This window comes from Pseudomonas sp. NY8896 (assembly GCF_039634505.1).
The window spans coordinates 3,321,859-3,342,790 of sequence record NZ_CP132350.1 but is presented as its reverse complement, the minus strand read 5'-3'; the positions used below and the strand labels follow the sequence as shown (position 1 = coordinate 3,342,790).

General features: G+C 62.4%; 17 protein-coding genes. 9 read left to right on the top strand and 8 right to left on the bottom strand.

Features of this window, described 5'->3' with window-relative positions; translation table 11 throughout:
- Positions 1 to 147 precede the first annotated feature (147 nt).
- The 7 genes from Q9451_RS14985 to speB all read right to left on the bottom strand — a co-directional run bounded on the left by Q9451_RS14985 (position 148) and on the right by speB (position 9,483).
- The gene (locus Q9451_RS14985; protein ID WP_012272719.1) at positions 148 to 1,680 is read right to left on the bottom strand and encodes a sigma-54-dependent transcriptional regulator; all 1,533 of its coding nucleotides are present in this window, start codon (positions 1,678 to 1,680) and stop codon (positions 148 to 150) included.
- Between the two features lie 94 nt (positions 1,681 to 1,774).
- Entirely contained in the window at positions 1,775 to 3,199 is a 1,425-nt protein-coding gene (gene cycA / locus Q9451_RS14980) for a D-serine/D-alanine/glycine transporter (RefSeq protein ID WP_012272720.1), read from the bottom strand.
- A gap of 353 nt (positions 3,200 to 3,552) precedes the next feature.
- On the bottom strand, positions 3,553 to 5,241 hold the full coding sequence (gene betA, locus Q9451_RS14975; RefSeq protein WP_012272721.1) for a choline dehydrogenase: 1,689 nt from the start codon (positions 5,239 to 5,241) through the stop codon (positions 3,553 to 3,555).
- A gap of 4 nt (positions 5,242 to 5,245) precedes the next feature.
- Positions 5,246 to 6,715 (bottom strand): cytosine permease, encoded by a 1,470-nt coding sequence (locus Q9451_RS14970; protein ID WP_012272722.1) that lies wholly within the window; start codon positions 6,713 to 6,715, stop codon positions 5,246 to 5,248.
- On the bottom strand, positions 6,712 to 6,891 hold the full coding sequence (locus Q9451_RS14965; RefSeq protein ID WP_012272723.1) for a hypothetical protein: 180 nt from the start codon (positions 6,889 to 6,891) through the stop codon (positions 6,712 to 6,714). The genes Q9451_RS14970 and Q9451_RS14965 overlap by 4 nt, the downstream gene beginning before the upstream one ends.
- 96 nt (positions 6,892 to 6,987) lie before the next feature.
- Positions 6,988 to 8,496, bottom strand: a complete 1,509-nt coding sequence (locus Q9451_RS14960) for an aldehyde dehydrogenase family protein (RefSeq protein WP_012272724.1) — start codon at positions 8,494 to 8,496, stop codon at positions 6,988 to 6,990.
- A 15-nt stretch (positions 8,497 to 8,511) separates the two neighbouring features.
- Positions 8,512 to 9,483, bottom strand: coding sequence for an agmatinase (gene speB / locus Q9451_RS14955; RefSeq protein WP_012272725.1), 972 nt, complete (start codon positions 9,481 to 9,483; stop codon positions 8,512 to 8,514).
- A gap of 268 nt (positions 9,484 to 9,751) precedes the next feature.
- Here speB and Q9451_RS14950 point away from each other — a divergent pair, with 268 nt between their 5' ends.
- A complete protein-coding gene (locus Q9451_RS14950; RefSeq protein WP_012272726.1) occupies positions 9,752 to 10,678 on the top strand; it encodes a LysR family transcriptional regulator in 927 nt (308 codons plus the stop codon).
- A 107-nt stretch (positions 10,679 to 10,785) separates the two neighbouring features.
- Here Q9451_RS14950 and Q9451_RS14945 read toward each other — a convergent pair whose 3' ends face one another.
- Positions 10,786 to 11,349 (bottom strand): hypothetical protein, encoded by a 564-nt coding sequence (locus tag Q9451_RS14945; protein WP_012272727.1) that lies wholly within the window; start codon positions 11,347 to 11,349, stop codon positions 10,786 to 10,788.
- A 551-nt stretch (positions 11,350 to 11,900) separates the two neighbouring features.
- On the opposite strand from Q9451_RS14945, the gene Q9451_RS14940 reads away from it, so the two are divergent.
- The 8 genes from Q9451_RS14940 (at position 11,901) to dsdC (ending at position 20,887) form a co-directional block, all read left to right on the top strand.
- Entirely contained in the window at positions 11,901 to 13,310 is a 1,410-nt protein-coding gene (locus tag Q9451_RS14940) for a circularly permuted type 2 ATP-grasp protein (protein ID WP_012272728.1), read from the top strand.
- 3 nt (positions 13,311 to 13,313) lie between these two features.
- Positions 13,314 to 14,264, top strand: coding sequence for an alpha-E domain-containing protein (locus tag Q9451_RS14935; protein WP_012272729.1), 951 nt, complete (start codon positions 13,314 to 13,316; stop codon positions 14,262 to 14,264).
- On the top strand, positions 14,261 to 15,040 hold the full coding sequence (locus Q9451_RS14930) for a transglutaminase family protein (protein WP_012272730.1): 780 nt from the start codon (positions 14,261 to 14,263) through the stop codon (positions 15,038 to 15,040). Before Q9451_RS14935 ends, Q9451_RS14930 begins: the two co-directional genes overlap by 4 nt.
- 73 nt (positions 15,041 to 15,113) lie before the next feature.
- Positions 15,114 to 15,836, top strand: coding sequence for a proteasome-type protease (locus Q9451_RS14925; RefSeq protein WP_012272731.1), 723 nt, complete (start codon positions 15,114 to 15,116; stop codon positions 15,834 to 15,836).
- 76 nt (positions 15,837 to 15,912) lie between these two features.
- Positions 15,913 to 17,049: an MFS transporter gene (locus tag Q9451_RS14920; protein ID WP_012272732.1), complete on the top strand. Its 1,137-nt coding sequence runs from the start codon at positions 15,913 to 15,915 to the stop codon at positions 17,047 to 17,049.
- A 139-nt stretch (positions 17,050 to 17,188) separates the two neighbouring features.
- Positions 17,189 to 18,532 (top strand): gluconate:H+ symporter, encoded by a 1,344-nt coding sequence (locus Q9451_RS14915; protein WP_012272733.1) that lies wholly within the window; start codon positions 17,189 to 17,191, stop codon positions 18,530 to 18,532.
- Positions 18,533 to 18,566: 34 nt separating this feature from the next.
- Entirely contained in the window at positions 18,567 to 19,904 is a 1,338-nt protein-coding gene (locus Q9451_RS14910; protein ID WP_012272734.1) for a D-serine ammonia-lyase, read from the top strand.
- Between the two features lie 35 nt (positions 19,905 to 19,939).
- A complete protein-coding gene (gene dsdC, locus Q9451_RS14905) occupies positions 19,940 to 20,887 on the top strand; it encodes a DNA-binding transcriptional regulator DsdC (protein WP_060492470.1) in 948 nt (315 codons plus the stop codon).
- Positions 20,888 to 20,932: the final 45 nt, after the last annotated feature.

The following is a 20,932-nucleotide window of genomic DNA, read 5'->3' as shown; positions in this document are numbered from 1 at the left end:
GTAGTGTTTTAGCCCCCCTGCAGCGGAGCGTATTCGCTCCACTGCCTGAGCCCTCTGCCTGCTTCTTTTGGGGCCGCCCATTGAATGCGCGCCTCACAGACAAACGGAGCGCTATCGCTCCAGCGGAGCGCATTCGCACCGAGCCGGTTACAAAGCCCGGCTGGCGATCCCGTACTTGCGCAGGCGCTGGCCGATGGCAGTGTGAGACGTCTGCAGACGCACGGCCAACTGCCGAGTCGAGGGGTAGCTCTCGTACAACTTTTCAAGCAAGGACTTTTCAAAGGCCTGAACGGCGGCTTCCAGGCTGATGATTTCGGCCCCGTCAGCCTGCTGACTGCTCAACGCGGTACCGGCCAGCTCCAGGTCATCGCAATCGATCACCTCGCCCTCGCTGATCGCCGCAGCGCGGAAAATCACGTTCTGCAACTGGCGCACGTTACCTGACCAGCGGTTGCCCAGCAGCAGCGGATGGGTCGCCAACGCCAGACGGCACGGCGCACGCTGTATCTGCGCGCAGGCCTGGCGCAGAAAATGTTCGGCCAGCAGCAGGATGTCCTTGCCCCGCTCACGCAGCGGCGGCACCTTCAAGTTGAGCACGTTCAGCCGGTAGTACAGGTCTTCGCGAAAACTGCCCTCCATCACCATGCTCTCCAGATTGCGGTGGGTGGCACAGACCACGCGCACATTCACCCGCACTTCGTTGCCGCCCCCTACCCGGCGAAAACTGCCGTCATTGAGAAAGCGCAACAGCTTGGCCTGCAAGTACGGCGACATCTCGCCCACTTCATCGAGAAACACCGTTCCGCCGTCGGCCAGTTCCAGCAGGCCTGGCTTGCCGCCACGTTGGGCGCCGGTGAAGGCACCAGCGGCATAGCCGAACAGTTCGCTTTCAGCCAGGCTTTCGGGCAGTGCCGCGCAGTTCAGCGCCAGGAAAGACGTGTCGCGCCGGGCGCTGAGCGCATGGCAAGCGCGGGCCACCAGCTCCTTGCCGGTGCCGGTCTCGCCCTGGATCAGCAAAGGTGCCTCCAGGCTCGCCACTTTGTGCAAACGTGCCTTGAGCGCCTGCAGCACCGCCGACTCCCCCAACAACGCGCCCAGCCCGTCTGCGTTGTCATGCAGCAACGAGGCCAGGCGCTCGCCGATGCGACTCGCCGGGTACAGGGTCAGCAGGCCACCGACCAGGCCATCGGCCCCGCCGCTGATGGGCGTAGCCTCCAACAGCAACGGTTGGTCCTGAAAGCTCACCTCGCACATCGGCAGGCGAAAGCCCTTGTCGATCAGGGTGCGGGCCAGGTTCGGCTCGGCAAACAATCTGTTCAACGGCTCCCCCGCCGGCTCGCGGCCCACCAGGCTGACCAGCGTCGGGTTGGCCAACAGCACATGGCCAGCGGGGTCCACAGCCAGCACCGGGTCACTCATGGCCGCCAGCAAGGCTTCCAGCTGCAGGCGCCGGCGGTGGCCAGGCAGGAAGTCGACCAGCGACACCTCCTGTACACCGTCCACACCCAACAGGGCTGCATACAGCTCATCCAGCACGGCCGGAGACAAAGTTGGGGCATCGATGTAGACGTTGGGCGGAATCATTTCCACCGCGTCCAGGTTGAGGTTGCGCGCCCCAAGCAGCGACAGGATTTCCTGAGTGATACCGACACGGTCGACGAAAGTGACGTGGATTCTCATCAAAGTTCCTTATCCAAAGCCCTGCCTGGCAGAAAGACAACAGGGGGACAGCGCAATGGCGCCGTCCCCCTTGGGCAAAACGTGAATGTGCCGATCAATCGGCGTCGAACGACAACTGCGCGGTCTCCTGTTTCTTCTGCCGAATGGAGCGGTACGCCAGCCCCAGCACGGCAAACCACACCGGTACCAGGTACAAGGCCATGCGGGTATCGGCTTCCAGGGCCAGCAATGCCAGGATGAAGGCGAAGAACGCCAGGCACACCCGGCACATGAAGGTGCCGCCCGGCATCTTGTACTTCGACGCTTGGTGCAACGGGTCACGCTGCTTGCGGTACGCCAAGTACGACAGCAGGATGATCGACCAGACGAACATGAACAGCAGGGCCGACACCGTGGTGATGAGCGTGAAGGCATCGAGCATGTTCGGCACCAAGTAGATGACCAATGCCCCACCGGTCAGGCACACGCAGGAGAAGATCAGGCCATTGGAAGGCACGGCACGGCTGGACAGTGCGCTGAACTTGCCGGGCGCATCACCATCCACCGCCAGGCCATAGAGCATGCGGCTGGTGGAGAACACCCCGCTGTTGGCCGAGGACATGGCCGAGGTCAGCACCACAAAGTTGATGATGCCAGCGGCGGCAGGCAGACCGGCCAGCACGAACAGCTCGACAAAGGGGCTCTTGTTGGCCACCACTTCACGCCAGGGGGTCACGGCCATGATGGCGATGAGCGCCAGCACGTAGAAAACGATGATACGCACCGGAATCGAATTGATCGCCCGCGGCAGGTTGCGCTCAGGGTTCTTGGTTTCGGCCGCTGTTGTGCCAACCAGCTCGATGCCGACGAAGGCAAACACGGCGATCTGGAAGCCAGCGAAGAAACCCATGGCACCATGGGGGAACATCCCCCCGTCGTTCCACAGGTTGGCCAGCGCGGCCGCATGCCCGGCCGGCGACTGGTACGCTGCCGCCACCATATAGAAGCCTGTGCAGACCAGGGCGCAAATAGCCACGATCTTGATCATGGCAAACCAAAACTCCATTTCCCCGAACATCTTCACCGTCATCAGGTTCAGCGTGAGCAACAGGCCAACGCACGCCAGCGCCGGTATCCACAACGGCATGTCCGGGAACCAGAATTGGGTATAGGCAGAGATCGCAATCACGTCGGCAATACCGGTGACGATCCAGCAGAACCAGTAAGTCCAGCCCGTAAAGAAGCCTGCCCACGGCCCTAACAGGTCGGCGGAAAAATCGATGAACGACTTGTAATTCAAGTTGGACAGCAACAGCTCGCCCATTGCCCGCATGACGAAGAACAGCATGAAGCCGATGATCATGTAGACAAAGATGATGGAAGGCCCAGCCAGGCTGATGGTCTTGCCAGAGCCCATGAACAGGCCGGTGCCAATGGCACCGCCGATGGCGATCAGCTGGATATGGCGGTTGAACAGGTTGCGCTTGAGTTCGTGAGTATCGCCCTCAGGCGGGCAGTGACCGTGCGGCAAGTTATTCATTGTCATGTACCTTGCTAGTTTAATTGTTTTTATAACGTCACAAGTTCAACGCTCGAGACCGGATGAACAACTTTCAACGCCGATCGAGTGCAAGGTCGGGAGCAAGGTCTGTGCCAAGTGCAAATAGCGCTAGTTAGAGGGGGTTTATTGAGAGCACGGGTACTTCCTGTAAAGAAGTCACTCCATATATTCGTATCAATCAGGCGGTTTAACTGCCGGAGGCATCGGCAGCACTGCACTTGCCCGCCACGTATCGAAATCATTCCAATGGAGCGTATTCACTCCACAATCATCGACTGGCCTCTGTGGAAGCGGCCTTGGCCGCTCCCACGTTGACCCCATCAAGCGGATATTTAACGGATAGGCATCTCCCGCACGGGCTTGCGGCTACGCTGCTCCTCCTCCCAGCCCCCCACCAGGCCCACCGGCACATCGACCGGCGCCAGCGGCTGACGCCCGCGCACCAGGTCGGCGGCACGCTCGGCCAGCATGATGGTCGGCGCGTTGAGGTTGCCGTTGGGCTCGCTCGGGAACACCGACGAGTCGATCACCCGCAGCCCCTGCAATCCACGCACGCGCAGCATTGAATCGACCACCGCCATCTCATCCTCACCCATACGACACGAGCCGCACGGGTGCATGGTGCTTTCCATGTTCGCGCGCACGAAGGCGTCGATTTCTTCGTCGGTCTGCACCTGCGGCCCGGGCGCCAGCTCCTCCCCACGGTAGCGGTCCATGGCCGGCTGGGCGATGATCTCGCGGGTCAGCCGTACGCACCGACGGAAACCTTCGCGGTCCTCTTCGCTCTCCAGGTAGTTGAAGCGGATTTGCGGATGCTGGTACGGGTCGGCCGACAACGCCCGCACATGGCCTCGGCTCTTGGGCTTGTTGGGCCCGGTCAGCACCATGAAACCATGGCCTTTGAACGGTTTGTCGCCGTCGTAGCGCATGGCCGCCGGCAGGAAGTGGAACTGGATGTCCGGCCAGCGCAAGCCCTTGGACGAGCGGATGAAACCGCCGGCTTCGAAGTGGTTGCTGGCCCCCAGCCCGTCCTTGAACAGCAGCCAGCGCAAGCCGATCATGGCCTTGCCCAGCAGGTTCATCTTGCCGTTGAGGGTCACCGGTTGCTTGCACGCATACTGGATGTAGATTTCCGAGTGGTCCTGCAGGTTCTCGCCCACCCCCGGCAGGTCGTGGCGCACCTCAATGCCGGCGCTTTTCAGCACCGCCGCTGGGCCGATGCCAGAGCGCTGCAGTAAATGCGGTGAGCCGATCGGGCCGGACGCCACCAGCACTTCCCGGTTGCACATGACCTTGTGCGTCTGCCCGCCATGGTCATATTCCACGCCCACCGCCCGCTTGCCATCGAGCAGGATGCGCCGGGTCATGGCATGGGTGATCACGGTCAGGTTCGGCCGGGTCATCGCCGGGCGCAGGTAGGCATTGGCGGTGGACCAGCGCACACCGTCCTTCACCGTCATGTGCATGGCACCAAAGCCTTCCTGCATGTAACCGTTGCAGTCATCGGTCTTGATGTAGCCGGCTTCGGCGCCCGCCTCGACCCAGGCACCATACAGCGGGTTCTGCATATTGTTGCCGTTGTTGGTCGACAGCGGCCCGGCGCCGCCCCGGTAGTCGTCGCCACCGAACTTGTACTGCTCGGCACGTTTGAAGTACGGCAGGCAATTGCGGTAGCTCCAGTTCTTCGCGCCGAGGCTTTCCCACTCATCGAAATCACAGGCATGGCCGCGGATGTAGACCAGGCCATTGATCGACGACGAGCCGCCCAGCACCTTGCCCCGAGGGCAATGCAGGCGCCGGTTGTCCAGATGCGGCTCGGCCACGGTCTCGTAGTGCCAGTTGTATTTCTTGGTGTTCATCGGCAAGGAGAACGCACTGGGCATCTGGATCAGCACGCTGCGGTCGCTGCCACCGAACTCCAGTACCAGCACCGAGGTACCGGCGTCTTCGCTGAGGCGGTTGGCCAACACGCAGCCGGCAGAGCCCGCACCGATGATGATGTAGTCGTATCGCTTGGTCATTGTTCTAGTCCTGTACGCGAAGGCCGACGGCCTCGATGTTGCGTTCGTTACGCTTTGGGTAGCCGCCCCAACCCAGGCGCGCGGCCAGCAGTCGGGTCAAGCCGTAATGCACCAGCCCGGCCAGCAGGCAGGACGGTAGCGAGGCCGTGGCGAAGGTGAAGAAGTCGGTATGGGCCAGGGTCTGCGGGTTGAACACCACCACATAGATCGCAAAGCCCGCCACCAGCGCCACCAGCGCAATGGGGTTGAAGCCTTTGCAGTAGCGCAGGGGTGACACGCTTGGTTCGGCGTAGAGCTGGCGCAGGTTCAAGCGCTGCTTGCGAAGGAAGAAGTAATCGGCGATGCCAATGCCGGCCAGGGCGCTGTTGAGTGCGGAGGTCCACACCAAAAAGATGAAGAAGCCATCGTAGATACCCGGCAGCAGCACCACGATCACCACCGGGATGATGCAGAACAGCGAGATCAATACCCCCCAGCCCATGCTGCGCAGCCGTTCCCCGGCCAGCTGACGCAGGCCGATCACCGCCGTGTAGAGGATGTTGACCATGCCGGTCAGGTTGGCCAGCGCCAGGAAACTCAGGGCGATGATGCCAAAGCCCATGCCACCGGCCAGGCGCATCCAGGCGGTAGGGTCGCTGCTGCCCAGGGTGGTGGCGGCGAACAGGCTGACCGACTCGCCCAGTGAAGCGGCACCGAAGATGCCCACCAGGTTGGGCCAGAAGGCGGTACGCTGGTTGCTGCACAGGCGCGACAGGTTGCCGATGTAGGGCCACCAGGAAAAGCCCGCGGCAATGTTGATTTCCACCGCGACCATGAAGTTGACGTGCGGGTTCTCGAACGGTGGCTGCAAGGGCGGCATGGCCAGCAGCTGGTCAAGGCTGTAGCGGCGCGAAATGAAGTACATCAGCGCCAGCATGATCAGGATCAGGCTGGGCGCGATCACCGCACTCAGGCGGCGGATCATGTCTGGCCCGCGCATGGCGACCAGCGCTGCCAGCACAATGGCCAGCAACGCCCCGGCGGTCACCAGCCAACCGTCGCCGCTGGGTTGGGCCTGGTGCACCAGGGTCTGCAGGTTGTCCAGCGCCCGCCCGCACATCAGCCCCAGCACCGCCAGCCAACCCATGGTCAGCACCACCACCGAGAGGAAGTAGACCAGGCGGCTGCCATTGAGGCCGAACATGCTGCGCAGGAAGGTGAACTGCTCGACACCGTACTTGCCGCAGGGCAGGCAGGTGGACGAGGCTGCCAGGACCACGCCGATGATGTTGCCGATGATGATCGCCGCAATCCCTTGCAAGGGGCCGACGAACAGCGCCGTGGCACCGCCGATCAGGAACACCCAGGTAGCCACCGCCAGCGCCGAGTTGGCGTAGGCAAAGCCCCAAAAACCCCACACCCGCTCACTGGGCAGCAAGGGGGTGTCACCACGTTCCGCACCCAGGCGAAACTCCTGCTCACGGGAAGCACTCATGGGTGGCCTCCCAGGTAGTACGCGCCAGCGATCATCACCAGCACCAGCAAAGCGAGTGCGACCACATCTGCCGCCGTCAGGGCGCCCGGCCAATGCGCCCTCCTCTCCAGTTCCTCATAGGCGCACAGGCGCCTTTCCAGGTCTTGCGCACGCTCTACATCCACTTGGCTGTTCATCGGCATCACCTCTACAGGTTCTTGTTCTTGAAATTCGATGCTTGATTTAACCCGCGTCGCTCGCCAAACCTCAGCGACGCAGGCCGGCCCTGAACCTCAGGGCAAGGTGATCCACACCGCCTTGGTCTCCAGCAGAAACTCCAGTTGTTCCGCGCCCAGGTCCTTGCCGTAGCCGGACTGTTTGTAGCCACCGAACGGCATGGCCGGGTCGAGGGTACTGTGGGCATTGACGTATACGGTGCCGGCGCGAAGCTGCGGGATCAGCCCATGCACCTTGCCCAGGTCGTTGGAGTAGATCGCCGCTGCCAGGCCAAACAGCGAGTCGTTGGCAAGCTGCAGTGCCTCCTCCTGGCTGTCGAACGGCTGAGTGACCAGCACAGGGCCGAAGATCTCCTCGCTGACGATGCGCATGTCATTGCGGCAATGGGCGAAGATCGTCGGCTGCACGTAGAAGCCGGGGCCGTCGAGCAGCTCGCCACCATAGTGCACCTGCGCGCCTTCGGCCTTACCCAGGGCGATATAGTCCAGCACGCGCCGCTGCTGTTGCTGCGACACCATCGGGCTGATGAAGCAATCGGGGTCAAGCCCTGGGGCAATCTTCAACGTCGCCGTGTAGCGTGCCAACGCGTCGAGAAATGCCGGATAGACACTGCGCTCTACATACGCACGGGTACCGGCATCACACACCTGCCCAGAGTTGAAGAACACCCCATTGGCCACGGCTTGCGCCGCCGCCTCGATGTCCGCGTCGGCAAACACGATCACCGGTGACTTGCCACCCAGTTCGAGGGTAAGGCGCTTCATCTGGTCCATCGCCGTCTTGCCCACCGCACACCCCACTGGGGTAGAGCCGGTAAAGCTCAGCTTGTCGATGCCTGGGTGGCTGGACATCGCCTGGCCGACCACGCTGCCGCGCCCGGTCACGATGTTCACCACACCATCGGGAATACCTGCCGCCTGTACCAGCTCGGCAAAGCGCAGTGCCGACAGCGAGGTCAGCTCCGCCGGTTTGACCACCACGGTGCAGCCGGTGGCCAGCGCCGCGCCCAGTTTCCAGGCCATGGTCTGCAGGGGGAAGTTCCACGGCACGATGGCGCCGACCACCCCCACCGCCTCCTTGCGGGTATACGCCAGGTAATTGCCAGGCAGCGAAGGCTCGACCGTGCGGCCGTGGATCTTGCTGGCCCAGCCGGCGAAATAGCGCAGGGTATCGACCGTGCCCTGGATGTCGACTGCGCGCGCCTGCACCACCGACTTGCCCATGTCGATGGCTTCGATCTGCGCCAATTCGTCGCCGTGGGTTTCTATCAAGTCGGCCAGGCGATGAATCAGGCGCTCGCGCTCCAGCGGCTTCAGCTGGCGCCAGGCACCACCGTCGAACTGCGCGCGCGCGGCGCACACGGCACGGTCGAGGTCATCTGCGGTGCCCATGGGGATGCGTGTCAGTACCCCTTCGGTGGAGGGCTCGATGACCTCGGCGGTACCTCCGTCGCTGGCCTCCAGCCAGGCACCGCCGATGAACATGCGCTGCGGCTTGCTGAGAAAACGCTGGGTCGCCTCGGAAACGCCAAAGGCCTGCAAGTAGGCTTTAACCTTGTTGTCCACAGTACAGTCTCCGGGTCAGCGGGCGTTGGCGCGCGCGTGGAAGATGAAGCCGATGCTGTTCATCAGCAATTGTGCGGCCAGGATCGAGGTCATGCCGGTGGGGTCGTAGGCCGGGGCCACTTCGACCAGGTCCATGCCGACGATGCGGCCATGGCTGCGCCGGGCCAGGGCCTGGATGATCTCCAGCACTTCGTAGTACAAGAATCCGCCATGGCTCGGCGTGCCAGTGCCCGGGGCGATGGACGGGTCGAAGCCGTCGATGTCGATGGTGATGTAGTAGTTGCGGCCTTCAGGAATTTTCGCCAGCACGCCCTCGCAGCCCAACCGACGTACGTCACGCACCGAAAGAATCTGCGAACCGGCGTCACGCGCGGCGTCGTAGTCGTCGCGGTTGGATGAGGACACGTTGCGGATGCCCATTTGGGTCATGCCAACGATGTGCTCCAGCTCCGATGCGCGGCGCAGCGGGCTGCCGTGGCCGTAGCGCACGCCGTGGCGCTCGTCGACGAAATCCAGGTGGGCGTCGAAATGCACGATGTGGATCGGCCCATGGCCTTCGAACGCCTTGATCACCGGGGCATGCACCGAATGGTCACCGCCCAGCACCACCGGCATCGCCCCCGCCGCAAGAATCTGCCGCACGGCCGACTCGATGTTGGCGTTACTGCTGGCCATGTCGGTGTGCACGATGTCGGCGTCGCCCACATCGACCATGCGCACCTGGTCTTCGGTCAGGTAGGTGGCGTCATCTTCGAAGTCATAGGCACCGGCATGGCCGAAGGAAAACAAGGTCGATGCCTCACGGATGCCGCGCGGCCCAAAGCGCGCACCCGAACGCCACTGGGTGCCCATGTCGTTGGGTGCACCCAAAATCGCCACATCGGCGTCGATTGCCGCCCAGTCGGTGCATACCGGCGCCTTGGCGAACGTGCAATGGCCCACAAAGGGCAGGTTCAGGCGGCCAGACTCGTAACCGTGCTTTGCCATGTTCTGCTTTCTCCACGTGTTGTTCTATGTCAGGAGACGGGGCGACTGCTCGACCACCGTTGCAGCCACTATGGCAACCAGGTTGGCGGGGAAAAATGCGCAAGTGCAGATACATACATCGCCATAGCCCGAAGTATTGGCAGGCAGCGAGTCCAGAAAATGCCAGGCATTGCAGTGGCGAGGCGCTCATGTTTAGCTTGCGCAACAAGAACAATACATGGGCGCTCATATCAGCACTGGCGATGTGAGGCTCTGCCGGGAGGCTACGGTGATCCAGCTCCACGATGTCGACCTGAAGCTGCTCAGGGTATTCACCACTATCGTCCGGTGCGGCGGCTTTTCCGCAGCGCAAGCGGCGCTCAATGCCGGGCAGTCGACCATCAGCGAACAGATGTCGCACCTGGAAACCCGCCTGGGGGTCAGGCTTTGCCAGCGCGGGCGCAGTGGCTTTCGCCTGACCGAGCAAGGGGTGGCAATCCATGAGGCAACCCTGCGCCTGCTCAGTGCCGTGGAGAGCTTTTGCCTGGACGCCGACGTGCTCAAGCAGCACATCAGCGGCAAGCTCAACCTGGGCATCATCGACTCCACCCTGACCGACCCCGTCTCGCCACTGCCGCGCACCACCCAACGCTTCGTTTCACGTGGGCATGATGCCCACCTGCACATCTACATCGGTGCCCCGGCAGAACTTGAAGAGCGCGTGCTGGACGGCAGGCTGCACCTGGCAATCGGCCATTTTCCCTTGCGCGTCGCCGGGCTGTCCTACCTGCCGCTTTATGACGAGGCGCTTGGCCTGTACTGCGGCAGGCGTCACCCGCTGTTTGCCAGCAATGCGGGCAACGGCCGACTGATGGAGGACGTGCGCCAAAGCCGTATCGTGGTGCGCGGCTACATGCAGCAGTACGACCTGGAGCAGTTGGGCATCACCAAGGCCGATGCGACGGTGGAGAACATCGAGGCAGCGGCGATCCTGATCATTTCCGGGGCCTATATCGGCTTTTTGCCCGTGCACTTTGCCGAGCAATGGGTCAAGACCGGCGAAATGCGCCGCCTGGGGGCCAACACGCTGGACCTCAGCTCGCCCTTCGATGTGGCTACCCGGCGCGGTGTGTCGCGCCCGCCTATCCTGCAGGCCTTTCTGGAGGATTTGGCTGCCTGTACCGTGAGGACGGCCTCTCATCTCGACGCCGTCTAGAAATGTCTTTGAGCAATGTCTTCAGCAAATACGTAGTCACTCTGAAATGCTCATCCTCCTGACGAACCGTGCAGCAGGTTTTGGACTGATCTTTTCGTTGTTGGAATTTACGCTGTCACCGGCGCGCAGCGCACCGAGATCATGCCGGAGGCAATATCGACTGCAATGTGGAAGGTGCCCGGTTCATGCTTGGCTGAATACCGTTCAGGCGTGGCATCTGAATTGAACATGAGCAGCTTGTAGCGTGCGGCAGCGCCGCCTTGACGTAACTTGCGCAGTGCGCTGGCCTTTTTGCCTTGGAAGAACGACGGCGCGACATTGAAGGCCTCGCCAATCAGCGTTTCGCTGGGGGAGGAGGCGCGAATGTCGAAGCCGTTCTTGTCTTCATTTCCAAACTCCACCGTGTATTCGGTGAACGGGAATGTTTTTTCTCTAAGCAGGCCAGCGATGCCATTGAGGATCACCAGGTCGGACATGATTCTGTTGGCAGCTTCAAAGAGGGTGACCTGCGGGTAGGGGCCGGCCCCCACCTTATCCCGCTTGATCGAAGTCAATAACTGAACACCGTGCTTGCCTTGAATTGACGCCCCCAGGCAATCAAGGCTCTGTTCAAACTCACTCTTGATGGCGTGTATGTTTTCGGCGTTCAGCGTTCTTATTGGTTGACGCATGGGTGTCCCTGGCAAACGAAAAATTGGAAATAGCGCCAGCCTTGCGCAAACGCTACAAAGGTGACCGCCATTATTGTGCCACCGCTGTATTCGTCAGTGCCATCCATCAGGTGTCAGGTCCATAAGCCATTACCTCCGAAGCTTGCTCCCGAGCGCTCTGGCAAGAATACCGCTCTCTTCGCAGGTGACACCGGACAGCCTGCTCGCTGCACGCCCCAACGCGGGTCAAAACCCATAAGCGGATTCAAAGTGCCCTTTTTTGATGCACGTCTTCTTCCAGCCAGGTGTTGCTTGTTTGGGGCCGAGGCGAACACCGCCGTGTACTGGCAACCTGAAGCAGCACCTATTTGCTGTTTTCGCGCCCGTTCCACTCTATTTCGGAACGCCACAGGCCTTTAGGCACCTTCATTGCAAAGGCAATTGTGCGCATGACGCATAGACGATCACTTGCAACCGAGGCTCACAGCACCCACCGACCCCAGCAAGGCAGCACCCTGTAGAACCCAGAAAAACAGCAATGAAGCTGCCGGCGACGGCGGCAAGGAGTGGGTATGTCCCGGGCTTTTTTCAATGAAATGTACGAAGCGAACGGCAGTTGCCGCCCGCATTACCAGGAGTTCGCCCGCTGGCTGGCCAACACCCCGCTGGAGCTGTTGGAGCAGCGCCGGCGCGAGGCCGATCTGCTGTTCCACCGCGCTGGCATCACCTTCACCTTGTACGGCGACAAACAGGACACCGAACGCCTGATCCCCTTCGATATCATCCCGCGCAGCATCCGCGCCAGCGAATGGCGCACGGTCGAGCGTGGCTGTATCCAGCGGGTGCAGGCGCTGAACCTGTTCCTGCAGGACATCTACCACGACCAGCGCATCCTCAAGGCCGGCATCATCCCGCCAGAGCAAGTACTGGCCAACGAGGGCTACCAGATCGCCATGCAGGGCCTGGACCTGCACCGTGGGCTGTATGCCCATATCGCCGGGGTCGACCTGGTGCGGGACGGCGATGGCAGCTACTTCGTGCTGGAAGACAACCTGCGCACCCCCAGCGGCGTCAGCTACATGCTCGAAGACCGCAAGATGATGATGCGCCTGTTCCCCGAACTGTTTGCCGCGCAGCGTATCGCGCCCATCGACCACTACCCCAACCTGCTGCTGGACACACTCAAGAGCGCCAGCCCACTGGACAACCCCACTGCCGTGCTGCTCACCCCTGGCCGGTTCAACAGCGCCTACTTCGAGCATGCCTTTCTGGCCCGGGAAATGGGTATCGAGCTGGTCGAAGGCGCTGACCTGTTCGTGCGTGACGAGCATGTCTACATGCGCACCACCGCCGGCCCACAACAAGTGGACGTGATCTACCGGCGCCTGGACGACGACTACCTCGACCCGCTGTCTTTCAACCCGGAATCGACACTGGGCGTACCGGGGCTGATCTCGGTGTACCGTGCCGGCAATGTGGTGCTGGCCAACGCAGTGGGCACGGGCGTGGCCGACGACAAGTCGATCTACCCGTATGTCGACGACATGATCCGCTTCTACCTGAGCGAAGAGCCGATCCTCAACAACGTGCCGACCTGGCAATGCCGCAAGCCGGCGGACCTGTCCCATGTGCTGGCCCACCTGCCCAAACTGGTGGTCAAGGAAACCCAAGGCTCCGGCGGCTATGGCATGTTGGTCGGGCCGGCGTCGACTGCAGCCCAGATCGAGGACTTTCGTGCGCGCATCAAAGCCCGCCCGCACGCCTATATCGCGCAACCCACCTTGTGCCTTTCAACCTGCCCGACCTTCGTCGACAGTGGCATCGCACCGCGCCACATCGACCTGCGCCCGTTCGTGCTATCGGGCAGTGAAACGCGCCTGGTGCCCGGCGGCCTGACCCGCGTGGCATTGCAGGAAGGCTCGCTGGTGGTCAACTCGTCGCAGGGCGGCGGTACCAAGGACACCTGGGTGGTGGAGGACTGAACCATGCTTTCGCGAACCGCTTCGGACCTGTACTGGATGTCCCGCTACCTGGAACGTGCAGAAAACCTCGCGCGCATGCTCGAGGTCAGCTATTCGCTGTCGCTGATGCCACAGGCTGGGCGCAGCGACGGCCATGCCGAGCTGGCGATGTCGCTGTTGGCCTCCGGCACACTGGACGACTACATCCGCCGGCACACCGAGCTCGACACCGAGCGCATGCTGCACTTCTTCGCCCTCGACGCGACCAACCCCAGCAGTATCTATTGCTGCCTGCAGGCCGCCAGGACCAATGCCCATGCGGTGCGCGGCCGGATCACCGCCGACATGTGGGAGAACATCAATGCCACCTGGATCGAAATGCGCAACATCGCCAGCAATGGCCTTGGCCGCTATGGCATCAGCCAGTTCTGCGACTGGGTCAAGGAGCGCTCGCACCTGTTCCGTGGCGCGACCTCCGGCACCATCATGCGCAACGACGCCTACAGTTTCATCCGCCTGGGGACCTTCCTGGAACGGGCGGACAACACCCTGCGCCTGCTCGATGCGCGCTACGAAATGTTCGGCGAGGCTTCCGAAGAGGTCAGCGACAGCTCCGCCCGCGGTTATTACCAATGGAGCGCCCTGCTGCGGGCGCTGACCTCGTATGAAGCCTTCAACGAGCTGTATCGCGCGGCGCCCAGTGCCCGGCCGGTGTCCGAGCTGCTGTTGTTGCGGGTGGACGTGCCGCGCTCGCTGCATGCCTGCATCGAGGAGCTGGACCTGATTCTGGCCGGCCTGCCCGGCAGCAGTGGGCGCGCCGCCCAGCGCATGGCCGCCGAACTCAATGCGCGCCTGCGCTACACCGCCATCGACGAAGTCCTCGACGCAGGCTTGCACGCCTGGTTGACCGACTTCATCGGCCGCGTCAACCAACTGGGCCAGGCGGTCCATCACTCCTACCTGGAGGTTGTATGAAACTGTGCATTCGCCACGACACTACCTACAGCTACGCCAGCGACGTCAGCAACAGCATTCAGTTCCTGCGCCTGACGCCACGCAGCAGCGAACGCCAACGCATCGATGATTGGCAACTGGTCCTTCCCAGCAAGGTCAAGAGCCAGATCGACCCGTACGGCAACATCCTGCATGTGCTGACCCTGGACAAACCCCACGGGCACCTTGCACTGACTGCCAGTGGCCAGGTAGAGATCGACCCGGATTGCGAGCAGGAGGGCGAAAGCCAGTCGCCTCTGCCCTTCCTGCGTGACAGCCGACTGACTCAAGCCGATGACACACTCAAGGCCTTCGCCAACCGGCAGTGCGGCAAGCATCGCGACCGGGGGGCACTGACGGGGCTGATGCAAGGCCTGGCCGAGCACATGCCCTACAGCCCTGGGGCCACCTCGGTGGGCACCACAGCCATCGAAGCGTTCAGGGGTGGCGCTGGCGTGTGCCAGGACCACACCCATGCCTTCCTGGCCTGCGCACGCAGCCTGGGGGTGCCGGCACGCTACGTTTCCGGTTACCTGTGCACCGAGGACGAGCAGCATCTGGCCAGCCACGCCTGGGCCGAAGCGTGGATCAACGACGCCTGGTTCAGCTTCGACGTCACCAACCGCCTGACGCGCCCAGAACGTCACCTGAAGCTGGCAGTTGGCCTGGACTACCTCGATGCCTGCCCAGTCAGGGGGGTGCGCCGTGGCGGCGGCGTCGAATCGATGCAGGCCAGCGTCCACGTTCATCGCCAGTGACAGGTTGGCTGCAGGCAGGTCTTGTCGCGCGAGCGCGGCAAGGCCACTCCATACGCAACACAAGGGAAACCGCATGACTTACTGCGTCGCCATGCACCTGGAGGACGGGCTCGTCTTCATCAGCGACTCACGCACCAATGCCGGCATCGACCAGATCTCCACCTTTGCCAAGTTGTTCGTCTTCAGCGTGCCAGGCGAGCGGCTGATCGTGCTGCAGACCGCCGGCAACCTGGCGACCTCGCAGTCCGTGGTCAACCTGCTGCGCCAGCGTACCCTGGGCAGCGGCCAGCACCTGCTGAACGTTGCCACGCTTTTCGATGCCACGGTGCTGGTTGCCGACACCCTGCGCGAAGTGGTCAGCCGTGACCGCAGCAAACTCACCGCGGGCATCGACCTGAGCAGTTCATTCATTGTCGGCGGCCAGATAGCCGCCGGGCCCATGGCCATTTTCAATGTCTACGCGCAGGGCAATTTCTTTCAGGCCACGCCGGATACTCCGTTCCTGCAACTGGGTGAAAGCAAGTACGGCCGGCCCATACTCGACCGCAACCTGGATTACCGCACGCCGCTCGATGAAGCGTTGCGCTGTGGCCTGATTTCGTTCGACTCCACCATCCGCAGCAACCTGTCGGTGGGCATGCCGCTGGACTTGCTGGTGTACCGCAAGAACAGCCTGGAGAGCATGACACGCAGGCGCATCAACAGCGACGATGCCTATTACCAGCAAATTCGCAAGCAATGGAGCGACGGGTTGAAGACACTCCTGGCTGAACTGCCGGCGCCGCCTTATGGCTGAATGAGGCGCCGTGGCCAGGTTTCATTGGGGAAGCGACGCAGGTTATCCTGCACCCTCCCCTTGTCACGAGATTGTCATGTCGTCCGTCGCCACTCCGGTGCAAACCCAACGCGCCGACCGAGACTCGCGCAACGCGGCCCAGGTGCTCAGCCTGTGCCTGCCCAGTGACGTACTGCTCTACCTGCTGCTGCCGATGTACGCAGCCGACTTCGGCGTGACCTTGGCCGAAGCTGGCGTGCTGCTGGCGGCCAACCGCCTGGTGCGCATCATCGGTTACGGCTGGGTCGTGCGCTTCTATGCCCGCCATGGTGACCGCGCGGCCTGCAGCCTTGCGGCCTTCGCCGCCGCCGTGTGCGCACTGGGCAATGCGATGCTGACCGGTTTCGCCGCGCTACTGTTGCTGCGCCTGGTCTGGGGCCTGTGCTTTGCCACGTTCAACCTGAGTACCCAAACCCTCGCTACCGCTGAGGTACAAGGGGCGGCACGCCGTGCGGGACGCTCGCGAGCGACCCTTTCCATCGGGCCAATGCTGGCCTTGCCGCTGGGTGCGCTGATGGCACAGGCCTACGGCCCGCGCAGTGTGTTCTTCGTGCTCTGCATCGGTGCTCTGTTCGGGCTGTGGCGTGCGCGCGCCCTGCCCGGCACCGGCCACGCGGTCGCCAGCCGCGGGGGCCGGCGCCTGCGCCTGCCCGACAGCATCGCTACCTGGTCCTTCATCGAAGGGGTGACCCTGGACGGCTTGTTCATCTTCGGCCTCTCGCTCTACGCACAAACCCACCTGGGGGAGTCCGGCGTGCTGGCAGCGGGCGTGCTGATGGCGGTGCGCTACCTGAGCGAAATGCTCTTCAGCCCCTTCGGCGGGCGCCTGGCCGACCGCTTCGGGCCGCTGCGCATGCTGGTAGCGCTGTCACTGGCCACGTCGCTGGCGCTGCTGCTGTTTGCCAGCCACTGGTTGTTCATCGGCGCCTTCTTCGTGCTGGTGCTACGCGCCCTGCAACTGCCGCTGGTGATGACGCTGGTGGCCCTGCGCAACCCGCAACAACGCATCCAGGCGCTGGCCGGCAACGCCGTGTGGCGTGACATTGGCGCGGGGCTCGGGCCAATGCTGGCGGGTGTGCTGCTGCCGCAGGTGCCAGCGATCTGGGCCTACGCCGGGGCGGCACTGGCGATCGCGATGGCAGCCTTGAATTGCGCCTGGTCGGCGCGACAATAAGTGCTGACGCCATGCATGACATGGGCTCACCTATGGTGTGAGGAGTGATCGTTTGAGTCGATCAAATCGCTGAAATCTAATGGTTGCAAACCAACAAGAAGCTCGCACGGAAGCGATCAGCGATAGAGATAACTACACGATGACTCCAACGTTCTCATTAATCGTTCTGGGCACTGCAATACTGCTGATCGTGGTCATGATCAGCAAGCTCAAGGTCCACCCCTTCCTGGCACTGCTGGCCGCAAGCCTGGTGGTGGGCATTGGTACCGGCATGCCGCCGACGGCCATGGTTGCCGCGTTCGAAAAAGGCATGGGCAGCACGCTGGGCTTTCTTGCCGGCATCATCGGCCTGGGCAGTATCCTCGGCAAACTGCTGGAAGAGTCGGGTGGGGCCAGGCGCATCGCCACCACGCTGCTGAACCTGTTGGGTGAACGCAATGCTTCATGGGCCATGATGCTGGTGGGCTTCATCGCTGGCATCCCGGTATTTTTCGAGGTCGGCTTCGTGCTGCTCATTCCGCTGATCTACGTGGTTGCCCGGCAAACCCGCATCAGCATGCTGTACCTCGGCGTCCCGCTGGCCACCTCGCTGATGGTGGTGCACTGCATTCTGCCGCCACACCCAGCTGCTACGGCGATTACCGGCATGCTCAATGCCGATATCGGCACGGTCATCCTCTATGGCCTGATCGTTGGCTTGCCCACTGCCATCATCGCCGGCCCGGTCTGGGTACGCTTCGCCTGCAAGCGCGGCGCAACACAAGCGCAAGATACCTTCCTTTCGGCACGTACCGAGGCCCAGGTCGATGACCAGCCGCTGCCTGCTTTCGGCATTACCCTCGCCACCGTACTGCTGCCGTTGCTGCTGATGGTCGGCAAAACCTTGGCCGTCATGGTGCTGGCAAAGGGCTCCACGCTGTACGAGTGGGTGGCCTTCGTTGGCAACCCACTGATCGCCCTGGCGCTGTCGGTTATGTTCGGCTACTGGGCACTGGGCCTGCGCCGCGGCCTGGACATGGCGCAGTTGCTCAACCTGACCCAGCGCTGCTTCCCGCCCCTGGCCGGTATTTTGCTGATTATCGGTGCCGGCGGCGCCTTCAACGACATGCTGGTCGGTAGCGGCATCGGCAAGGCGCTGGCTGACGTGCTCAACCAGACCCAGCTCAACCCGATCATCCTCGCCTGGCTGATCGCTGGGATCATGCACTTCGCGGTCGGTTCGGCCACGGTGGCAATGATCAGCGCAGCCGGCATGGTCATGCCGATCCTGGACCAACACCCCGAATACAACCGGGAAATCCTGGTGATCGCCATCGGTGCAGGCGCCATCGGCTGGACACACATTACCGATTCGGCGTTCTGGGTGGTGAAGGAGTATCTGGGGCTGTCACTCAGCGATGCGTTGAAAAAATTCACTGCGGCGACAGTGCTGGCCTCGGTGATCGCCTTGTGCCTGACCCTGCTCCTTTCAAAAATTGTCTGATCTACTCTGCAAAGACTGCACAACAGGTGAAATCATGATTCACGGAAAAACCCTGGAAGCCTGGCAACAAAGCCACCCGATCATCGCCGACCTGGTCGCCCTGAAAGAAACAAGCTGGTTCAACCCGGGTATCGCCCAGGCATCCGAAGCCCTACGCGACGTGGGCCTCACGGCTGCAGACGTGCAGGCGGCGAGCGCACGGCTGCAGCGGTTTGCGCCGTACCTGGCAACAGTCTTCCCCGAAACAGCGCCAGCCGGTGGCATCATCGAGTCGCACATCGCCCCATTGCCGCTGCTTCGCCAACGGCTGATCGAGGAAGGCGCATTGCGCAACGCCGGCAGCCTGTGGCTCAAGGCAGACAGCGACTTGCCTGTTTCCGGCTCGATCAAGGCCCGGGGTGGTATTCATGAAGTACTCAAGCATGCCGAAGACCTGGCCCTGGCGGCCGGCCTGATCACGCCAACGGATGACTACACCCGGCTGGCAAGCGAGCAGGCGCGCGCCTTCTTCGGCCAGTACAAGATCGCCGTGGGCTCGACCGGTAACCTGGGTTTGTCGATTGGCATCATGAGCGCGAAGCTGGGCTTCCAGGTGAGCGTGCACATGTCGTCCGACGCCAGGCAGTGGAAAAAGGACAAGCTGCGTGCCAACGGCGTGACCGTGGTCGAGCACGCCTCCGACTACAGCGTTGCGGTCGAGCAAGGGCGCCAACAGGCGGCAGCCGACCCCAGCTGCTACTTCGTTGACGACGAGAACTCGCCTCAGCTGTTTCTGGGCTATGCCGTCGCCGCTGAACGGCTGGCCCTCCAGTTCGACCAGGCTGGCATCCAGGTGGACGCAGATCACCCGCTGTTCGTCTACCTGCCTTGCGGCGTAGGGGGCGGCCCTGGCGGCGTAGCGTTCGGGTTGAAGCTGGTATTCGGCGATGCGGTGCACTGTATCTTTGCCGAACCCACCCACTCCCCTTGCATGTTGCTGGGCGTGTACACCGGCCTGCACGATGAAACCAGCGTGCAGGACTTCGGCATCGACAACATCACCGCCGCCGACGGTCTGGCGGTCGGGCGGCCATCCGGGTTCGTCGGCAAAGCCATGCAGCGGCTGATCGATGGTTACTACACCGTGACCGACGAAGCACTGTACCGCTTGATGGTCATCGCCCATGAGCAGGACAAGGTCAAACTGGAACCTTCTGCCTTGGCCGGCGTACCCGGTATGCTACGGGTATTGCAGGCAGACGAGTACCTGGCTCGTCAAGGCTTCACCCCAACCCAGCTGCAGCAGGCAACCCACCTCGTCTGGGGAACCGGTGGCAGCATGGTGCCGGAAGATGAGTTCAACGCCTACCTGGCGAAAGGGCGCAGCGTGTAACCGCAATCAGTGAACTGCACAGGAAGGATTGAACCATGAAAAAGCCCAGCGGCGGCGCCGTGAAACTCAGTGGCTCGCACCTGGGCAGCCTGCATGTCTTTCTGGTGGCCGCACGGCACTTGAGCTTCTCTCGCGCGGCGGATGAGCTGTGCCTGACGGCCAGTGCCGTGAGCCATCGCATCAATCGACTGGAAGATGAACTGGCGCTCAAGCTGTTCCACCGCATGCCGCGCAAAGTCAGCCTCAGCGAAGACGGCGAGCGCCTGTTCGCGGTCATGCAGCGCACCATGGATGAGCTCAGCGAGGCCGTGCAGGCACGCGCGCACGCCGAAATCGCCGGCCAGCTGACGCTGTATGTACGCCCGTCAGTCGCACAGTGCTGGCTGGTGCCACGGCTGGCGCAGTTCACCACCCGTTACCCCGACATCCAGCTCGATATCAGGGTGGGCAACGAGAGCATCGATTACCGCACCCGCAAGATCGACCTGGTCCTCTGTTATTCGGATGGTCACCATCCGGGTTTGCAGAGCATCCATTTGATGAACGAGCGAATCGCCCCGGTGTGCTCCCCTCATTACGCTCAGACCCATGCATTGGCCAATGACCTGAACCGGCTGGATCAATGCACCACATTGCATGATGTAGCGGCCTGGGACAACGCTGCATTCGATGCCGAATGGCAGCTCTGGGCCAGCACCACAGGTGCGCGTATCAGCCTCCCGCGCCGGTTCCTCACCTTCGATCGCTCCGACCTTTGCACGCTCGCGGCACTGAACCACACAGGCGTCGCGATCGGCCGGGAACAACTGGTCAGAACGCGCATTGCGCAAGGTGAACTGGTCCTGCCGTTCGGCGGTTTCGTCGACACCCCCAACTATGGCTATTACCTGGTCTACCCGCATCATGACCCGATGCCCAAACGCCTGCAGGTGTTGATCGACTGGCTCGTGGAATGCGCCCAGTCACCTGGCCCGAACCCATGACTTGCACGACGGCGCAAGCTTCAACCCTTTATCTTTATCGATGTA

Coding starts and splice junctions, on each gene's coding strand:
- cycA (WP_012272720.1), bottom strand. CDS start 3,199: ATGAATAACTTGCCGCACGGTCACTGCCCGCCTGAGGGCGATACTCAC.
- Q9451_RS14970 (WP_012272722.1), bottom strand. CDS start 6,715: ATGAGTGCTTCCCGTGAGCAGGAGTTTCGCCTGGGTGCGGAACGTGGT.
- Q9451_RS14945 (WP_012272727.1), bottom strand. CDS start 11,349: ATGCGTCAACCAATAAGAACGCTGAACGCCGAAAACATACACGCCATC.
- Q9451_RS14935 (WP_012272729.1), top strand. CDS start 13,314: ATGCTTTCGCGAACCGCTTCGGACCTGTACTGGATGTCCCGCTACCTG.
- Q9451_RS14940 (WP_012272728.1), top strand. CDS start 11,901: ATGTCCCGGGCTTTTTTCAATGAAATGTACGAAGCGAACGGCAGTTGC.
- dsdC (WP_060492470.1), top strand. CDS start 19,940: ATGAAAAAGCCCAGCGGCGGCGCCGTGAAACTCAGTGGCTCGCACCTG.
- speB (WP_012272725.1), bottom strand. CDS start 9,483: ATGGCAAAGCACGGTTACGAGTCTGGCCGCCTGAACCTGCCCTTTGTG.
- betA (WP_012272721.1), bottom strand. CDS start 5,241: ATGACCAAGCGATACGACTACATCATCATCGGTGCGGGCTCTGCCGGC.
- Q9451_RS14965 (WP_012272723.1), bottom strand. CDS start 6,891: ATGAACAGCCAAGTGGATGTAGAGCGTGCGCAAGACCTGGAAAGGCGC.
- Q9451_RS14925 (WP_012272731.1), top strand. CDS start 15,114: ATGACTTACTGCGTCGCCATGCACCTGGAGGACGGGCTCGTCTTCATC.
- Q9451_RS14910 (WP_012272734.1), top strand. CDS start 18,567: ATGATTCACGGAAAAACCCTGGAAGCCTGGCAACAAAGCCACCCGATC.
- Q9451_RS14920 (WP_012272732.1), top strand. CDS start 15,913: ATGTCGTCCGTCGCCACTCCGGTGCAAACCCAACGCGCCGACCGAGAC.
- Q9451_RS14930 (WP_012272730.1), top strand. CDS start 14,261: ATGAAACTGTGCATTCGCCACGACACTACCTACAGCTACGCCAGCGAC.
- Q9451_RS14915 (WP_012272733.1), top strand. CDS start 17,189: ATGACTCCAACGTTCTCATTAATCGTTCTGGGCACTGCAATACTGCTG.
- Q9451_RS14985 (WP_012272719.1), bottom strand. CDS start 1,680: ATGAGAATCCACGTCACTTTCGTCGACCGTGTCGGTATCACTCAGGAA.